Origin of the sequence: Methanofastidiosum sp., from assembly GCA_020854815.1 — an archaeon.
Classification (GTDB): Archaea; Methanobacteriota_B; Thermococci; order Methanofastidiosales; family Methanofastidiosaceae; genus Methanofastidiosum.
In genome coordinates, this window is record JAHKLW010000019.1 from 13,165 (window position 1) to 29,157 (window position 15,993).

General features: G+C 33.4%; 20 protein-coding genes and 1 tRNA gene. 14 read left to right on the forward strand and 7 right to left on the reverse strand.

Going from position 1 to position 15,993, the window contains the following annotated elements; genetic code table 11:
- Nucleotides 1-119 precede the first annotated feature (119 nt).
- The 7 genes from arcC (at nucleotide 120) to KO464_01590 (ending at nucleotide 6,659) form a co-directional block, all read left to right on the forward strand.
- Entirely contained in the window at nucleotides 120-1,124 is a 1,005-nt protein-coding gene (gene arcC, locus KO464_01560) for a carbamate kinase (GenBank protein ID MCC7572058.1), read from the forward strand.
- Between the two features lie 11 nt (nucleotides 1,125-1,135).
- On the forward strand, nucleotides 1,136-1,486 hold the full coding sequence (locus tag KO464_01565) for a cupin domain-containing protein (GenBank protein MCC7572059.1): 351 nt from the start codon (nucleotides 1,136-1,138) through the stop codon (nucleotides 1,484-1,486).
- A gap of 80 nt (nucleotides 1,487-1,566) precedes the next feature.
- Nucleotides 1,567-3,135, forward strand: a complete 1,569-nt coding sequence (gene pyrG / locus KO464_01570; protein ID MCC7572060.1) for a CTP synthase (glutamine hydrolyzing) — start codon at nucleotides 1,567-1,569, stop codon at nucleotides 3,133-3,135.
- Nucleotides 3,132-3,713 (forward strand): 6-phospho-3-hexuloisomerase, encoded by a 582-nt coding sequence (gene hxlB, locus KO464_01575; protein ID MCC7572061.1) that lies wholly within the window; start codon nucleotides 3,132-3,134, stop codon nucleotides 3,711-3,713. Before pyrG ends, hxlB begins: the two co-directional genes overlap by 4 nt.
- Before the next feature lie 35 nt (nucleotides 3,714-3,748).
- Nucleotides 3,749-3,823, forward strand: a tRNA-Pro gene (locus KO464_01580).
- A gap of 80 nt (nucleotides 3,824-3,903) precedes the next feature.
- Nucleotides 3,904-5,046, forward strand: a complete 1,143-nt coding sequence (locus KO464_01585) for an NAD/NADP octopine/nopaline dehydrogenase family protein (protein ID MCC7572062.1) — start codon at nucleotides 3,904-3,906, stop codon at nucleotides 5,044-5,046.
- The gene (locus tag KO464_01590) at nucleotides 5,043-6,659 is read left to right on the forward strand and encodes a cobalamin B12-binding domain-containing protein (protein MCC7572063.1); all 1,617 of its coding nucleotides are present in this window, start codon (nucleotides 5,043-5,045) and stop codon (nucleotides 6,657-6,659) included. Before KO464_01585 ends, KO464_01590 begins: the two co-directional genes overlap by 4 nt.
- Nucleotides 6,660-6,718: 59 nt before the next feature.
- Here the strand turns inward: KO464_01590 and KO464_01595 are convergent, their stop codons facing one another.
- The 3 genes from KO464_01595 to KO464_01605 all read right to left on the reverse strand — a co-directional run bounded on the left by KO464_01595 (nucleotide 6,719) and on the right by KO464_01605 (nucleotide 8,337).
- Nucleotides 6,719-7,063, reverse strand: coding sequence for a hypothetical protein (locus KO464_01595; protein ID MCC7572064.1), 345 nt, complete (start codon nucleotides 7,061-7,063; stop codon nucleotides 6,719-6,721).
- Entirely contained in the window at nucleotides 7,060-7,803 is a 744-nt protein-coding gene (locus KO464_01600) for an AAA family ATPase (GenBank protein MCC7572065.1), read from the reverse strand. Before KO464_01600 ends, KO464_01595 begins: the two co-directional genes overlap by 4 nt.
- Nucleotides 7,804-8,043: 240 nt before the next feature.
- Entirely contained in the window at nucleotides 8,044-8,337 is a 294-nt protein-coding gene (locus tag KO464_01605) for a hypothetical protein (protein ID MCC7572066.1), read from the reverse strand.
- Nucleotides 8,338-8,532: 195 nt separating this feature from the next.
- Here KO464_01605 and KO464_01610 point away from each other — a divergent pair, with 195 nt between their 5' ends.
- Together KO464_01610 and KO464_01615 are read left to right on the forward strand one after the other, a co-directional pair.
- Nucleotides 8,533-8,844: a hypothetical protein gene (locus KO464_01610; protein MCC7572067.1), complete on the forward strand. Its 312-nt coding sequence runs from the start codon at nucleotides 8,533-8,535 to the stop codon at nucleotides 8,842-8,844.
- Nucleotides 8,845-8,852: 8 nt separating this feature from the next.
- A complete protein-coding gene (locus KO464_01615; protein ID MCC7572068.1) occupies nucleotides 8,853-9,143 on the forward strand; it encodes a hypothetical protein in 291 nt (96 codons plus the stop codon).
- 17 nt (nucleotides 9,144-9,160) lie between these two features.
- Here the strand turns inward: KO464_01615 and KO464_01620 are convergent, their stop codons facing one another.
- From KO464_01620 to KO464_01630, 3 genes are all read right to left on the reverse strand, one after another.
- Nucleotides 9,161-9,331 (reverse strand): hypothetical protein, encoded by a 171-nt coding sequence (locus KO464_01620; GenBank protein MCC7572069.1) that lies wholly within the window; start codon nucleotides 9,329-9,331, stop codon nucleotides 9,161-9,163.
- Nucleotides 9,328-10,494 (reverse strand): DDE-type integrase/transposase/recombinase, encoded by a 1,167-nt coding sequence (locus KO464_01625; protein ID MCC7572070.1) that lies wholly within the window; start codon nucleotides 10,492-10,494, stop codon nucleotides 9,328-9,330. Before KO464_01625 ends, KO464_01620 begins: the two co-directional genes overlap by 4 nt.
- 165 nt (nucleotides 10,495-10,659) lie before the next feature.
- Nucleotides 10,660-11,217: a hypothetical protein gene (locus KO464_01630; protein ID MCC7572071.1), complete on the reverse strand. Its 558-nt coding sequence runs from the start codon at nucleotides 11,215-11,217 to the stop codon at nucleotides 10,660-10,662.
- A 314-nt stretch (nucleotides 11,218-11,531) separates the two neighbouring features.
- Between KO464_01630 and KO464_01635 the strand changes: the two genes are divergently transcribed.
- Complete coding sequence (locus KO464_01635; GenBank protein MCC7572072.1) at nucleotides 11,532-12,146, forward strand: hypothetical protein; 615 nt, start codon at nucleotides 11,532-11,534, stop codon at nucleotides 12,144-12,146.
- Nucleotides 12,147-12,150: 4 nt separating this feature from the next.
- A complete protein-coding gene (locus KO464_01640) occupies nucleotides 12,151-12,591 on the forward strand; it encodes a GIY-YIG nuclease family protein (GenBank protein ID MCC7572073.1) in 441 nt (146 codons plus the stop codon).
- Here the strand turns inward: KO464_01640 and KO464_01645 are convergent.
- The gene (locus KO464_01645; GenBank protein ID MCC7572074.1) at nucleotides 12,547-13,149 is read right to left on the reverse strand and encodes a methyltransferase; all 603 of its coding nucleotides are present in this window, start codon (nucleotides 13,147-13,149) and stop codon (nucleotides 12,547-12,549) included. The genes KO464_01640 and KO464_01645 overlap by 45 nt on opposite strands.
- 100 nt (nucleotides 13,150-13,249) lie before the next feature.
- On the opposite strand from KO464_01645, the gene KO464_01650 reads away from it, so the two are divergent.
- Genes KO464_01650 through KO464_01660 form a run of 3 tightly spaced genes read left to right on the forward strand, consistent with a single transcriptional unit; the run spans nucleotide 13,250 to nucleotide 15,993 of the window.
- Complete coding sequence (locus KO464_01650; protein ID MCC7572075.1) at nucleotides 13,250-13,897, forward strand: hypothetical protein; 648 nt, start codon at nucleotides 13,250-13,252, stop codon at nucleotides 13,895-13,897.
- Between the two features lie 13 nt (nucleotides 13,898-13,910).
- Nucleotides 13,911-14,810, forward strand: a complete 900-nt coding sequence (locus tag KO464_01655; GenBank protein ID MCC7572076.1) for an ATP-binding cassette domain-containing protein — start codon at nucleotides 13,911-13,913, stop codon at nucleotides 14,808-14,810.
- On the forward strand, nucleotides 14,800-15,993 hold the full coding sequence (locus tag KO464_01660) for an ABC transporter permease (GenBank protein ID MCC7572077.1): 1,194 nt from the start codon (nucleotides 14,800-14,802) through the stop codon (nucleotides 15,991-15,993). Before KO464_01655 ends, KO464_01660 begins: the two co-directional genes overlap by 11 nt.

Here is a 15,993-nt window from a genome sequence, read left to right on the forward strand (position 1 = left end):
ATTGTAGTTGATGAAGCTTAAAAACAATTACTAGTATGATAAGAAGTCTAGCTTCTATATTCGTTGGAAAAATTTAAAAAGAAATCATAGTTTATAGGTTAAAAATAGGAGGTGACTTTATCGAAACTATTGTTGTTGCACTTGGTGGAAACGCCATAAAACAAGCTGACGAAAAAGGAACTCATGAAGAGCAGTTCAGAAACGTCGAAATTGCTTGTGAAGCTATTTTAAAATTAATAAAAGATGGATATGAAGTCGTGATTACACATGGTAATGGGCCTCAGTCAGGGAATCTGATGGTTCAGCAAGATGCTGCCTCAAACATTGTTCCACCGATGCCAATGGACGCTGTGGGTGCCATGACACAGGGACAAATAGGGTATATGATACAACAAACTCTTCAGAATATGATGAAAGAGAAGAAGATGAATATACCAGTTGCCACTGTTGTCACCCAAGTGGTAGTATCAAAAGATGACCCTGATTTCCAAGACCCTTCGAAACCTGTAGGTAATTTTTTCACAGAGGTAGAAGCAAAAAAAATTGCTGCTGAAACAGGGTATGTGATTGATCCAAAACCCGGTCAAGATCATATTGACAAAAAGATGAAAGGACACGTGATTAAGAAAGTAAAACCTACCGGAGACAAACCATACAGAAGAGTTGTTCCTTCTCCAGATCCAGTTAGACCTGCAGAAGCTGTTGCAATAAAAAAACTTGTAGACAGTAACGTTGTTGTTATTGCATCAGGCGGTGGTGGAGTGCCTGTCGTAGAGGACAAAAATGGTATGTTGATGGGAATTGATGGGGTAATAGATAAAGATAAGGCCGGAGAAAGACTTGCAGAAGCGGTTGAAGCTGATATATTTTTAGTACTAACAGATGTAGAAGTGGCTTACTTAAACTTTGGAAAACCTGATCAAAAGCCTGTGAACAAGATGACAGTTGCCGAAGCTAAGAATTACTTAAAAGAAGGTCATTTTCTTGCAGGTAGTATGGGGCCAAAAGTTTTAGCTTGTATTAGATTCATAGAAGAAGCAAAGGGGAAAAAAGCTATTATTACATCTCTTAACAAGGCAGAAGATGCACTTATGGAAAAGACTGGGACTACCATTGTTCCATAAGGAGGAGTTATATGGGAATGATAGTTAAATATGAGAAAGATACAACAATATTTACTCCAAATCTACATTTTGACTGTGATTCTCGTTGGTATTTTAAGAAGGGTGAGCCAACTGGAACTATGTCTGTCCTGAGGTCTGATTTTAAAAAAGGCGGCTGGGCAGACTGGCATGATCATGCAAGTGCAGACCAAGCATACTATGTCATAAAAGGAAAAGTAAGAGTTTGGATGGATAGTGAAGACAACTATGCGGACCTTGGTCCTGGTGATATGGTAATTTTCCCAATGGGGAGAAAGCATAAACTAAAGAATTTAACAGATGGAGAATTATCACTTGTAGCAATGAATGCGCCAGCTTTATAATTTTTAATTTTTATTATTGGATTTTTTTCTCTTCTACAAATTACAACAACCTATATAAGGAATAAATTAAATCAAACTTTATGAGATATGTGGTAGTTACCGGAGGAGTTATTTCTGGTCTGGGCAAGGGGGTGACTACTGCCTCTATAGCAAAAATAATTCAATCAATGGGACACAAAGTAACTGTTGTTAAAATAGATCCTTATGTTAACGTAGATGCAGGAACTATGTCTCCTTTTGAGCATGGAGAAGTTTTTGTTTTAGATGATGGAGGAGAGGTAGACCTAGACCTAGGAAATTATGAAAGATTTCTTAATATACACCTGACTAAAGCACACAATATCACTACAGGAAAAGCTTATCTTAAAGTCATTGAAAAGGAAAGAAAGGGAGACTATCTTGGTAAAACTGTTCAGATTATCCCTCATATCACTGACGAGATAAAAACTGAAATAAGAAATGTTGCAAGAGGTCATGATGTAACTATTATTGAAGTTGGGGGAACTGTGGGGGATATTGAGAGTATGCCCTTTCTTGAGGCTTTAAGGCAGCTTTCTATTGAAGAAGATGTTGTTTTTATTCATGTTACACTAGTGCCTACCCTAAGTGTTGTTGGAGAACCAAAGACAAAACCAACTCAACATTCAGTAAAAGCACTAAGGGAAGTCGGAATTAGCCCGCATATAATTGTCTGTAGAAGTGTTGAAAAGTTAAATGAAAAATCAAAAGAAAAAATTGCACTTTTTACAAATGTGAAAGTTGATCATGTTATTAGCGCTCCTGATGTTGAAGATATTCATTATATACCTCTTATTTTTAATGAAGAAAAGATAGGGCAGAAGATTTTGGATCAATTCAAAATGGATGGGAAACCAAATCTTTCGTTGTGGAAATCAATTCTTTGTAGAGACTATAAAAAAGACGTAAATCTTGCAATAGTAGGGAAATATGCGGATCTCCATGACTCCTATCTCAGTATATCCCAGGCACTTAAGCATGCTTCATTTAAAACGTGTTACAAGACCAGAATATCATGGATAGAGGCTGAAGATTTTGAAAATAAAGAAATATCAAATGAACTTGACAGGTTTGATGGTATATTGGTACCTGGAGGATTTGGATCAAGGGGTGTAGAGGGAAAAATAAACGTAATAAAAAACGCTAGAGAAAACAACATTCCTTTTTTAGGAATATGTCTTGGTTTCCAGCTTGCTGTTATAGAATACGCTAGAAATGTCTGTGGTCTTAAAAGTGCCAATACTACCGAAGTTTGTGATACGCAACAGCCAGTTATTGATTTACTGCCAGAACAAAAAAAGATTTCAGCCAAAGGTGGAACTATGAGACTTGGGGCTTCAGAAATTTTGCTTGATAAAGGTTCGATGATATATTCATTGTATAACACAGATAAAATATATGAGAGGCATAGACATAGGTATGAAGTTAACAAAGAGTATGTTGATATCATACTAAAGAATAAAGGCTTAATATTTTCAGGTAAATCGCCAAATGGTTTGATGGAAGTTCTAGAAATTAAAGACCATCCTTTCTACTTGGGAACTCAATTTCATCCTGAGTTTAAATCAAGAGTGGAGGCAGTTGCACCAACGTTCTATGGTCTTGTAAAAGCAATGGGTGAAAAACAATGAATGTAAAATCCTCTGTAAGGAACATAATATCTGAAATAAGTTCCGTTATGGAAGAAATTGATGAAAATACTGTTGAAGAAGTAATATCTGAGATTTTGAAAGCAAACAAAATATTTATTGTAGGTGCTGGTAGAAGTGGCCTTGTCGGAAAATCATTTGCTATGAGACTTATGCAAATAGGTTTCAGAGTCTATGTTGTGGGGGAAACTATAACCCCATCGATGGAAGAAGGAGACTTACTTATTGCGATATCAAATTCTGGAGAAACAAAAAGTGTTTGTTTGGCATCGCAAATAGCTATGACAATTAAAGGAAACATAGTTGGAATTACTTCCAACAAAAATTCTAAGTTAGCAAAAAAATCTACAAAAACAATAATAATAGATGCAAAACATAGGACAGATCCTGCTAGATTTGTGCAAAAAGGATTTCATAATGAAGTACCTTCATTTGCCCCGCTAGGTACGCTCTTTGAAGTTTCTACGTTTCTATTCTTTGAAGGATTAATAGGATCTCTAATGGAAAGAACTAATAGAAAAGAAGAAGATTTGAAAAAAATGCATTCTCTCCTTGAATAGAGGAAATATTTTAATAATATCTTTTAGTAAAACAGGGGACCGTGGGGTAGCTTGGCCCATCCTTTTGGCTTCGGGAGCCAGAAACCTGAGTTCAAATCTCGGCGGTCCCATTAAATATATAAATATAAATCTCTTTAATCTATAAGGAATCCTATTTTTTTAGATTAGAGATATCTTGAGGTGTATTTTAATGGCCGATAAATTGAGAGATGAAATAATGGAAAAAATAAAAAGTGCTACAGGTAATAAACCAACTTTTTGTGTAATAGGTGCCGGAAATGGCGGTCTTGCAATGGCAGGATATCTTGCATATTATGGTTTTTCAGTTAACATATGGACCCGAGACAAGGTGAAGATGGAGGCGTTGGCAGCTGCAGGTGGCATTGAAGTTGAGGGAAAAATAGAAGGGTTTGGAGAGCTAAATAAAACAGATGTAGATTTTCAAAAGTCAATTGAAGATGTAGATGTAATAATGGTCGTCATACCTGCAAACGGTCACAGGGAGATTGGTGAAAAACTTGTAAAATATGTAAGGCCTGGGCAAACTATTGTTTTAAATCCAGGCAGAACAGGTGGAGCGTTAGAGCTTTACAACATGTTTAGGAAAGAAGGAAAAATAAGAGAAGACCTTATAATCGCAGAAGCTCAGACTTTCTTATTTGTCGCTAGAAAACTCGGAGTCCATAAAGTTAGGATATTTGATATTAAAAGATCAGTTCCAGTTTCTGCAGTTAGGTCCTATAAGAATCCTGATCTTATTAAAATATTGAGAATGGCATTTCCACAGTTTACTCCTACATCAGACGTTCTTCACACAAGTTTGGGAAATGTTGCAGTTATGTTCCACCCTGGAGTAATGCTACTTAATACTGGCTGGGTAGAAAATCATGGTAATTTTGAATATTATTTAGAAGGGATTTCACCAGGAGTTGCTAAATTATTGGAACATATAGATATGGAAAGAATAAAAATTGCAGAGGCAGTTGGCATAAGAGTTCCTTCTTTGAAAGATTGGCTCTATTTCTCTTACGGTTCAACTGGTTCTGATCTCTACGAATCAGTACAAACTACCCCTGCGTATAAAGGTGTAATGGCCCCTCCAACTATCCACCATAGATACATCTTAGAAGACGTTCCAATGAGTCTTGTTCCAATGTCATCACTTGGTAAAAAATTTGGTGTTGAAACAAAATGTATTGATTCCCTTATTAATATAGCATGTTGCCAGCAAGAAAGGGATTTTTGGTCTGAAGGCAGAACTGTAGAGCATATGGGGATTAAGAACTTCGACTTAAAAACAATAAAGAGGCTAATCGCAGGTGAGATAGTATGAGGGCAGTTCTTGCAACAATAGGGAATTGTATTCACGTTCAAGGAATAAAAAACTTTGAAAATTTGTTGATTAGAAATAATATTGATACAGAATTTATTGGAGTATGTGTTGATACAGACAAACTGATAAAAATCATTTTAGAAAAAAATCCCGATATTATAGGTCTAAGTTACAGGCTTGAACCCGAAACTGCTAAAATATTATTCAAAAAGTTGAAGAATTCTATTGAAGATAATAAAATTAAATCTAAGTTTTTCTTTGGAGGAACTCCTGCTGTGTGTGAAATTGCTGAAGAATCTGGACTATTTTCAGGGGTTTTTAGAGGAATAGAAACTGAAGAACAGATACTTGATAAAGTCCTTGGGAGAGAGGGCGAGTTTAATTCAGTAGAGTATTCTCAAGATCTCTATGAAAGAATTCAAAAATCTTATCCCTTTCCTTTGATAAGACATCATTTTGGGTTACCTTCTCTTGAAAAAACAATTGAAGGTGTTAAAGAAATTGCAAATAGTAAAACTCTTGATATCATATCCATAGGGCCAGATCAAATAGCACAAGAATGTTTTTTTAATCAAGGAAATATTTGTAAAGAGTTCGAAGGTGGTGGTGGGGTACCCCTTCGAAAAAAGGAAGACTTAGGTTCTATATATGAGTCATCAAGAGTGGGTAACTATCCTCTTTTGAGATGCTATGCTGGCACAAATGATTTGATAAAATGGGGCGATATGTTAAAAGAAACAATTAATAACGCTTGGGGAGCAATACCCCTGTTCTGGTATTCAGAACTGGATGGGAGGTCAAAAAGGGATTTAGTTAGTGCAATTACTGAAAACCAAAAAACTATAAAATGGCATGCAGAGAACAATGTTCCAGTTGAGATTAATGATTCACACCAATGGGCCCTTAGAAAAACTACTGACCCCATTGAAGTTGCCTCTGCTTATATCGCAACATATAATGCTAGAGAACTAGGAGTTAAGTACTACATCCAACAGTTTATGATGAATGTGCCCCCAGAAATTTCTCCTGAGATGGATATTGCAAAAATGTTAGCAAAACTAGAGATTATATCCGAATTATCAAATGAAGATTTTACAATTCTAAAAATGATAAGAACAGGTCTTGCCTCTCTTTCTGTCGATGAAAACATAGCAAAAGGAGAACTTGCTTCGTCAATTACAATTGGTATGTATCTAAAACCACATATTGTTCATGTAGTGGGATATTCAGAAGCATATAACGTAGCAACGCCATACGTCATCATTGAAAGCTCAAAAATTGCAAGAGGCGTAATAAAAAATTGTCTTAAAGGATTACCTAGCATAGAAGATAACAAGAGGATACTAAAAAGAAAAGAAGAGATAATCGAGGACACTCGATTGATTATTGAAACTTTGAAATTACTTGGCGAAAGTTCAGATCCTTTAAAAGATCCCTATTCTCTCTATAAAGCTGTTAAAGTTGGCCTTATGGATGCAGAAAATTTGAAGGGATTTGATCCCGCAAAGGGGACAATTAAAACAGCCGTGATAGATGGAATGGTTCGATGTATTGATGAAAATAATGGAGAAGTACTATCTGAGAAGGAGAGAATTAAGAGATTACGTATATAATAGTTATTAACTAATATATATTAAATAATATCTATTATATAATAAATATTAATTAATATTTATTTTAAAAGTGCAGGATCTCTTTTATCGATATATTCTTTTATTGCTTCTTCGACAGTTGAACTTCTTTCCCCAGTATTTAGTGCTACTTTTATGGATCTTGGAATGCCCAACTTATCTTTTATTAACGTGTCTAGAGCATTTACAAGTTCTTCGTCAAGTGAAAAACTTTTAATTATCTTTTTCTTTTTATATAGAGACTTTTCTTCTTCTTTATGTGTAAAGCGTTGGGTCATTATTTCCTTTTTTTCCTTCTCGTGATCAATTTCCTCTTTAGTTAGGATAACTCTTCTTTGTATTTCTTTCTCCAAATCATTCTTTAACCCGTCAGTTAAGGCCATCATATCCCCTCCAATACTCTTTTGCACAATTGAATATAATCATAGGCTCCTCTTGAGTTCAAAGAATGTTCAAATATAGTCTTTCCAAGAGCGAAACTTTCAGATAATTTAGTATCAATTCGGATATATGGGCTTATTATGCCCTTAAAATGGTCCATCCCATCAAAGAATTCAAGATATTCTTTAGTTCTTTTTACCCTTTCATCTACAAATGTTGGAACAATAAGGTCTATTTTCAGATCTTTTTGGAAGTCTTCTCTTAAATCATAAATAAGTTTGTCAACTTTGAAAAGACCTTTTACTGAAAGATATTCCATTGAGACTGGCACAAGTAGCTTTTTACAAAAATTTAGTGCATTTTCGTTAAGTATTCCGAGTCCTGTTTGACAGTCTATGAGTGCAAAGTCATAGTTAATTCCTTCTAGGCGCTTCTTTAAAGCATTCTCTCTATTTCTCCAACCTACCATTTCTAGGGCAACTTGAGATATTGTTTCGTCTGATGCCAATAAATCCAAGTTCTTTCTAGCACCCACAATACATTCCTCAAAAGGTGCTTCGTCTTTTAGTAGATGATAAATGCTTTTAGTAAATTTAACTCCCAAACATTCTGCATCGTTACCTTGATCATCTATATCTATAATGAGTACCTTTTTTCCAGTGAGCGCAAGCGCATGCCCTAGGTTTATAGTCGTGGTAGTTTTTCCAGTTCCACCTTTTTGATTGTATATGGCAATAGTTTCCAAGATATCACCTATATTAATAAATATTATATAACACATATTAGTTATTAATTGATATGTATTATATAATAACTAATAACATTATTTATAAGTGTTTTGGCCCTAAAAATGCATGTTTTTAACTGTTTAGAGTGGGCTAGTTAACGAAGAAACAACATTTAGACCAAGTATATAAATGAAGTGTAAAATATCTTCTATATGTAATAATTAATAAATAATAAATATTAGCTAATAGCTATTAATCTATTCAATTAGATTCCCATCTGGGTCTATTAGAATACCTTTTTTCTCAAGATTCTTTCTTAATCTCCAAAAAGAAGTAGTTGAAATGCGTTTTTTTGCTTCTTTGAGAAATTTTTCAGCGTTTTTAGGGCTAATAAAGTGTCTTTTAACGAATTCTGTTTCTACAAGCATTATCCTATTTTTTCTTCCGCCGCTACCTTTAGATTCTATTAATTTTATTTCACGTTCAATAGCTCTTATCAGTTCTTCTCTGGAAATACCATATTTTTTTGATAACTGGGTTTCTATATCCAATAATAAGCCTCCTGCATTTCAAAATTCTGTATTTTGAAATAGAAGAAGTTAATCTATTAATAAGTGTTAGCTTTTAGGGTTCTTATGCAAATTCGAGGCTTTTGCCGTTTTTGCAATAAAATTTCTTCTGGTTATGCATTTCGAGGTCTGGAATGTATTTTCTAAAAATTTGATTAAAATAGGAGAGTGATAAATATGGAAAATGTAGAAAAAACAGATAAAAATATAAATAAAAAAGAAAATTCAAAAAGAAACGAAGATAAAGAAAATGGAGATAATATGGTAAGAAAAAAAGCAATATCTCGACCGTTTAGAAGTTCTTTGGACATAGCCCCAGTGTTAATAGCTTTTGTAGCAGGTGCTATGTTTTTGACGGGATTTCTTTTTTCGATAGTTTACATATCAAAAGGAATATCGTCCATCATTGAATTTTTATCAAGTTTTGGTATGGTTATATTAGCCATTGCACTTTTGGGGATAGCAATACTTTCGTTCATACGAAGATAGGGATATTAATGGATATTAATGACTTATTAAAAATACTTTTAGAAGAGTCAAAGATTAAAGTATTTTTAGGAGTATTAATATTCATATTTTCACTTACAATTTATTCAAATTTTTACAAAAATGATTTAATGAGATTAACAGAAATAAATAGGTCTAATACTATCGAAATGATTTTTCAAATGTTTATTATTGGGGCGATTCCTACTTTTTTGATAATTTTGATACTTACTAGTGGGTTATATTTACTTTATTATCTTGTAACAAAACATCCAGAGGATAGATGGAGACCTACTCAATAGAAAATAAAAAATAAAAGTTACTGCTTTCTTACAACAATAACTTTCTCACCGTTCACAAACTCAACATCCCAAGACAATGTGTCGCCGTTTTTTAGTTCCATCAACTGGCTTATTGCCGTTGGGATTATTGTCTTTAGGGAGTTGTACCCACTTTTTACATAAGATACCTTGCTTGTTACCTTACTCATCTTTTCACCTTAACACTCTGTTTGATAAGACCTTCCCACTTGTTGCCTTCCAAGCCCAGTTCAATGCCTGCCATCTGTGCGGGTGTCTTGCCATTCAAAGCTTGGTGTGGTCTTATGAAGTTGTAATACGCCTTGAAGCCGTCAACAAAGTCCTTTGAAGGCTCGACCTTCTTCAATCCTCTCTGCACTTTGTTCCTCTGCCTCATCGAACCGTGAAGCCTTTCTATCTTGTTGTTGTTCCGTTCCTTGTTTGTGATTGCTATTTCCCTGATGTGCGTTGTGTTCCTCCCGTCGCCTTTTCGGTGTGTCTGGAACTCTTTTCTTACCGCTTCTTGGTAGGCATTAAGGCCGTCAGAAACTAAAATGGTTGGCGTAATTCCAGTCACTTGCTTTGCCTCTTTCATCGGCAGTCTTGCGGTATCGACATCCCTTGTCTTACCTTCCGAAATCATGGACGAAATAAGAAAGCGTGTATCCGTGTCCATCAAGTTCCAGAGCCAGTTCCATTCACCGTTACACTTCAAGGCCATCTCGTCTATCGCCCACATGCCGGACACGTCGGGAGTAAGTGTCCTTGTATAGTCTGAAATCAAGGATAGGTATTTTCTTATCCATCGTGATACTGTGGACTGATTGACGGTCACGTTGTAGAACTGTGCCAAGTGCTGTGCTATGTCGTTCTGTGACACGCCTTTGAAGTACAAATCAAGAGAGAGGACTATTACCCTCTGGTCGCTTGTGTTGTACTTGAACCCGTCATCAATAGAGAATCGCTTGTTACAGTCCTTGCACTGGTACATCTGCTTCATGTTGTTCTTATTCTTTCTAAATCCTTTCTTTGATAGATTGGTAGAGTTGCAGTTCGGGCATTTTGTTTTTGTGTCCTTTTTTGGTGTGAATATTCTTGCCTTTGCTTCATCTTCAATCCTGTTTTTCAACTTCATCCAGAATTTCACGGCGTTGATATGCTTGCACTCTGCATGCCTATAGAAGTGGTCGGGACAATTGCATGTCCAGACTTTGTAGCCGTGCCTTACCAAATAATACCCTTTTCCACTTTGCGAGTGGATTTTAAACTTGTCGTGACTGACCTCGATTGGTTCGTCACCCTTGGCTATGATTGCATAGCCCCTAATCATTCTACTGTTTGTGGTTAATACCATTTCATCGCCATAAACTTGTAGGCTTTTCTAGTATTTAAGCTTTACGGTAGGAATTACTACCTAAAATATAAGATAAAAGGAGGTTGTTGTATGAGAAAAATAATTGGGATTCTAAACAAACAAGTAAATATAGGGCATGAAAGACATATGAAATTATGGGAAGTGTTATTTTTTATACTCACATTTTTTTGGGGAGTTATTCTTGTTGAGATTATTGACTTCATCGTTGTTACTTTTTTGTTGGATTAGAGCCAATACAGTTAGTATGAATATTATTATCGCTATGGTAAGTACATAATAAAAAAATCTTATTGCCTCTTTTGTTTTGTCAATAACATCAGTATAATTGGATATGCCTCCAACTATAATCGCGGAACTTGAACGCGTACAAACATTGAAAATACAAATAGAGAATGCTATTAATACAACATACATAAATTTGCTTAGTCTATACCTTTCTTCTTTATATAAATAGATTAATGCTATTAAAATAAATCCAAGTATTGTAAGGCTAGATTGAATCATTACAGAATTAAGCAACACTAACTTATCAATCAACAAATTATTAATGGATACGTTCTCATTTTGTTCGATGGGAATGATATTTAGAACACTATCTAAATCTGGTAAAACATATAAATTCATAATCACTAAAGCAAATATAATAAATCCAAGATCTAACCAATTATCTTCAATAAAATTTTTGACCTTTTCAAAACACATACATCATTTTTTTATCAACTACTTTATATTTTAACCCTACATTCTTTGCGAAAGTTTCAAATTATTTCAATTAATCTTATTAAGAAGCAAATTAATCTATAATAGTCCGCTGAAAGTGGTTAAGGACATTTCATCGCCATGATTGTTCTTGCTACCAGCATAGGACTTTTTGCAATAAATTTACAACGAGACCTCGACTTGCATAAGGGATTTTAGTAAAAGTCTAGGTCACGAATTTGCATAAGAACCGCTTTTAGAGTATTAGGCTATAAATTAGTAATAAAATCTTTTATATATAAATTTATATATTATAAATGTCAATCTTAATATCTGGTGTTCATTTGAAGATACAGGTATACGGATATATTGAAGGAAATGGAGTAAAACTAGTTGTTAAACCTGCGACTAAACTATTACCTGAAATGTTCAAAGAATATTTGAGAGATATGAAGAAATTTTTCTTTGTATATAACAGAAATATTGATGCCAATGAAGTTACTATAAAGAATCCAAAACAGCTTGTAGCTCTATTAAACTATTTTGATAAAAATTATAGGGTTTCCGGAGAATTAGAAGGTACAAAATTATACTCTTGGGAAGACATGGGGCTTTTTTTGAATGAGACTATAGATGTTCTAAAAATGAAATCTTTAGAAAGAAAGAATCATAAAATCATTGTTTATTGTTCTAGGATTGATACTCAATTTATGGTTAAAATATATGGTGAGAAATTGCCAGAATGGATGAGAACTTATGACAAAATAGACAGGGATAAAGTTGTAGAAGACTTACTTAATGAATCCAATATTAAATTCATCAAAGAAACTGTGGGAGATAAAAGGATATATTATATTGATGAAATCCCTGAAAAACTAGAAGAATGGTTGTCACTTAAGGATAAGTTTATAGAGAAATATTCTGCATTATAAAATAATGCAAAAAGGAATCTATTCATTGATTTTAATACTTGAAAATGACCAATATATTGAAATAGGAAAACTAGGGAATTTTTTATTCAAGAAAGGTTATTATGTATATAACGGTAGCGCTCTTGGTGGATTTGGCAGGGTAAGATACCATCTAAATAAAAATAAACTTAAAAGGTGGCATATAGACTATCTTCTAGATAAGGCCAAAATAATTAAAATTATCACTTGTGAAATTAATAAAAATCTTGAGCATGATGTCTCAAAAGGCATGTCTGATAAAAAAGACGCAGAAATTTTGGTACCTGGATTTGGATCATCAGACTGCAGTAAAGGTTGTGCTTCACATTTAATTTATTTCAAAGAGATGCAACAAATAGATGAAATATATGAAAAATTGGGCCTAAATTTTTTTATCTTTGAAGAAGCTGATTTTAAGAACATATAGAGTTTCAAAATCTAACTTTAACTTATTTATTATATTATATCCAAAATTATTGTTTTGTAGGTAATTGGTAGTATTTTCCAAAGGATAAAGGGAAGATTGTAATAAGTAAGCAGTTCCATTGGTCGATAAAAAATAGCCTAAATCTTTTAAGAATAGACGTATGTGTTTCCCTCCATCGATACCTCCGTGATAGGATAAATCAATTAATTTTTGTGGAGGCAATTCAACTGGTAAATAAGGTGGATTAAAGACAATTAAGTCAAATAAAGCCCCAGGCCTAATTGAAGAAAAAATATTTGAGTAAAAAAGATGAATATTATTTATTGAATTGGCCATGGCATTTATTTTTGATTGAGATAAAGAAAACGGATTCACATCACAACCGAATACTGTATCTATTTCCTTTGCAAGATGCATAGAAATAATCCCACTTCCGATACCTATTTCAAGAGCATTTATAGAATTTTTAGGATCAATCGACTCTATCAGTAGATAAGAATCCTCACTTGGAGGATATACTCTTTCATCATGGGTTATTATAAAATCATATATATCCATCTTATCACTTAAGACACCATAAAAATTAAATAAAATTATAAATGTAACTGAATATCAGAGTAACAGTAGACATAATTATAGATATCTAGGGGCCAATAAAATGGTAAGTTTCAAAATGAACTTAATTAATGATGTTTTTTCTAAGGATTATATTAACGATTATAATCATCAAATTAAGCATGTAAAAGATTCAGTTTTGACACTTGAAGAGGCGATAAAACTTCTAGAAAAAGAATGTATTTCTGAAATGGATGACAAATGCAAAATAGTAATGGAGCTAGAAAATGAAGCCAAATTCTATGAAGATAAACTAAAAAAAAGCTTTGAAAAGGGTCGATTACTAGGTCCGAACGGATCGAAATATGCTGAAATATCTAAAATTATGGGAAGTATTGGTGCAAAGGCCAGATCAGCCTCAGACTTATTGATTAATTTGAAAAATGATAAACTAACTAAAGATATTATTAGAGATTTAGTAAAGTTAGTAGAAACTGATGAGAGTATCACAAGGGAGATATATCTTACGATGAAAAAAGTAGAAGATATTGACGAAGAGAAAATTAATAGATTTTCTAAGAAAATAATAAAGAAGAAAATGGAAGTTGACGAGATATCTAGATTACTATTAAATAATTATACTAAACAAGCAGAAAAAGAAAATTTATCCGAGTCATTCAAGGACTTAATTATTATATTGAAAGATATCCCTGAAGATATAGAAAATGTAGCTTTAATACTTAATAGATAATCCAGGTAATAAAATGAAAGTGATAGAAATAGACAATGTTACGAAAAAATACAATGACAGAATAGCCGTGAATAATTTCTCTTTTATTGCTGAAAGTGGCAAAATTTATGGATTTTTAGGTCCAAATGGAGCGGGGAAGACAACTACAATAAGAATGATAATGGGAATAATAGCTCCAGATTCGGGTAGTATCCAAGTATTTGGAAAAAAATTATCCGAAGAAAGTAAAGAAAGAATTGGGTATATACCTGAAGAGAGAGGTCTTTATAAGAAATATAAAGTTTCAGATCTTTTGCTTTATTTTGGGAGACTTAAAGGTTTAAATTCAGAGGATGCTAGAAAAAACACGTTGCTATGGCTTGATAAAGTTGGCCTTAAAGATAGGGCCAATAGTAAAATAGAAGAACTTTCTAAAGGAATGCAACAAAACATTCAGCTTATTGTATCTCTGATAAATAATCCGGATCTAGTAATATTAGATGAACCTTTTGTAGGACTTGATCCGATCAATACAAGGAATATGAAGGAAATTATTTATTCTTTGAAAGAATCAGGCAAAACAATAATTTTTTCTACTCACCAAATGAATGAAGCTGAGAGACTTTGCGATCACATATTACTAATCAATAAAGGGACAAAGATAATAGACGAGCCTATAGAGGAAGTAAAAAAGAAATATTCAAAGAATTTTATTTCGGTTGAGTTTAGAAATAGGTTAGTAAATCTAGACGACATAGATATAATTCAAAATGTTTATTATGAAGGGAATAAAGCTGAGATAGAACTAAGAAAAAATACTAATTATAATGATCTTTTGGAAGTCTTGATACACAAGGGAGATATAACTAAGTATGAAATCTCTGAATCTTCACTTGAGAGCATCTTTGTTGAGGTAGTGACAAATGGGATCTAAAACAAAAATAGTTGCAGTAACTGAATTTCTGACTAATGTAAAAAGAAAGGAATTTATTATTCTCACCTTTCTTCTTCCTTTAATACTAGTAATGTCAATGATTATTCCGGTATTTTTCATGCAGACAATATCTCACGAGAAGGAATCACTTGGGGTAGTCGATGAAACAGGTATTGTTTTACCAATTCTTAAAGAAAGGTATAACGACTATATTATAAAAGACCTATTAAGCGCTGAAGAAGCCAGACAACTCCTTGAGAATAATAACATATCAGGCTATTTAATAATTCCAAGCGATTTTATAAACGTTGGGAAAGTCTCATATTATTCAAAAGTTCAATTATCGACATTTTCATCGGCTAATATGAATCTCGAGGCTATACTCTCTGACATCGTTATTGAAGGCCTCCTAGAAGAAAAGAGGGTTTCTAAAGAAATCATAACAAAAGTTAAGAATCCGATTGAAATGGAAAGAATTACAGTAACTAAGAAAGGTGAAGAAGTTGAAACGCCTTTTTCTTTTGTCGGGAATTATCTTCTTCCACTATTTTTATTCATGTCAATTATGAATGCAGGAGGATACCTCCTAAATGGGATAATTGAAGAAAAAGAAAACAAGGTAGTTGAGGTATTACTTTCAACAATATCGTCTAATGAACTACTCTCAGGAAAGATTTTAGGTTTAGGGGGTTTAGGGATATTACAGATTAGTATTTGGATGAGTGGGATAGTAATCATAACTTCATTCTTAAAAATCCCCTTAGTTTCTCTAGAAAAAGGTATCTTAATAATGGTATTCTTCGTTTTGGGGTACCTATTCTATTCGTCATTATTTGCAATAATCGGTTCTATCTCAACTAGCACTAGAGACTCCCAGCAGATATCTGCATTGGTATCGTTTTTAGTCTTTATCCCTCTATTATTGTTTTTTGGGATAGTTCAGAATCCAAATATGGCATTCATAAGATTGCTCGGTATGGTGCCCCCTTTTATTCCAACAATAATGATGATGAGGATTCTACTTTCTGAAGTTGCAGTAGTCGACATAATCATCTCAGTAATCATACTTTCTATTTCTCTGATAGTTTCAGTAAAAATTGCATCGAAAATATTCAAAATAGGTATATTGAGATATGGAACTAAGCCCAGTTTCAATGAAGTATTAAGGTGGGTAAGGGGATAA

What these genes read in the sequence shown, in the direction of transcription:
- KO464_01650 (MCC7572075.1), top strand. Translation starts at nt 13,250, where the DNA reads ATGGTAAGTTTCAAAATGAACTTAATTAATGATGTTTTTTCTAAGGAT.
- KO464_01565 (MCC7572059.1), top strand. Translation starts at nt 1,136, where the DNA reads ATGGGAATGATAGTTAAATATGAGAAAGATACAACAATATTTACTCCA.
- KO464_01640 (MCC7572073.1), top strand. Translation starts at nt 12,151, where the DNA reads ATGCAAAAAGGAATCTATTCATTGATTTTAATACTTGAAAATGACCAA.
- KO464_01590 (MCC7572063.1), top strand. Translation starts at nt 5,043, where the DNA reads ATGAGGGCAGTTCTTGCAACAATAGGGAATTGTATTCACGTTCAAGGA.
- KO464_01595 (MCC7572064.1), bottom strand. Translation starts at nt 7,063, where the DNA reads ATGATGGCCTTAACTGACGGGTTAAAGAATGATTTGGAGAAAGAAATA.
- KO464_01620 (MCC7572069.1), bottom strand. Translation starts at nt 9,331, where the DNA reads ATGAGTAAGGTAACAAGCAAGGTATCTTATGTAAAAAGTGGGTACAAC.
- KO464_01655 (MCC7572076.1), top strand. Translation starts at nt 13,911, where the DNA reads ATGAAAGTGATAGAAATAGACAATGTTACGAAAAAATACAATGACAGA.
- pyrG (MCC7572060.1), top strand. Translation starts at nt 1,567, where the DNA reads ATGAGATATGTGGTAGTTACCGGAGGAGTTATTTCTGGTCTGGGCAAG.
- KO464_01660 (MCC7572077.1), top strand. Translation starts at nt 14,800, where the DNA reads ATGGGATCTAAAACAAAAATAGTTGCAGTAACTGAATTTCTGACTAAT.
- KO464_01645 (MCC7572074.1), bottom strand. Translation starts at nt 13,149, where the DNA reads ATGGATATATATGATTTTATAATAACCCATGATGAAAGAGTATATCCT.
- KO464_01610 (MCC7572067.1), top strand. Translation starts at nt 8,533, where the DNA reads ATGGAAAATGTAGAAAAAACAGATAAAAATATAAATAAAAAAGAAAAT.
- KO464_01585 (MCC7572062.1), top strand. Translation starts at nt 3,904, where the DNA reads ATGGCCGATAAATTGAGAGATGAAATAATGGAAAAAATAAAAAGTGCT.
- KO464_01635 (MCC7572072.1), top strand. Translation starts at nt 11,532, where the DNA reads ATGTCAATCTTAATATCTGGTGTTCATTTGAAGATACAGGTATACGGA.
- KO464_01625 (MCC7572070.1), bottom strand. Translation starts at nt 10,494, where the DNA reads ATGGTATTAACCACAAACAGTAGAATGATTAGGGGCTATGCAATCATA.
- KO464_01630 (MCC7572071.1), bottom strand. Translation starts at nt 11,217, where the DNA reads ATGTGTTTTGAAAAGGTCAAAAATTTTATTGAAGATAATTGGTTAGAT.
- hxlB (MCC7572061.1), top strand. Translation starts at nt 3,132, where the DNA reads ATGAATGTAAAATCCTCTGTAAGGAACATAATATCTGAAATAAGTTCC.
- KO464_01615 (MCC7572068.1), top strand. Translation starts at nt 8,853, where the DNA reads ATGGATATTAATGACTTATTAAAAATACTTTTAGAAGAGTCAAAGATT.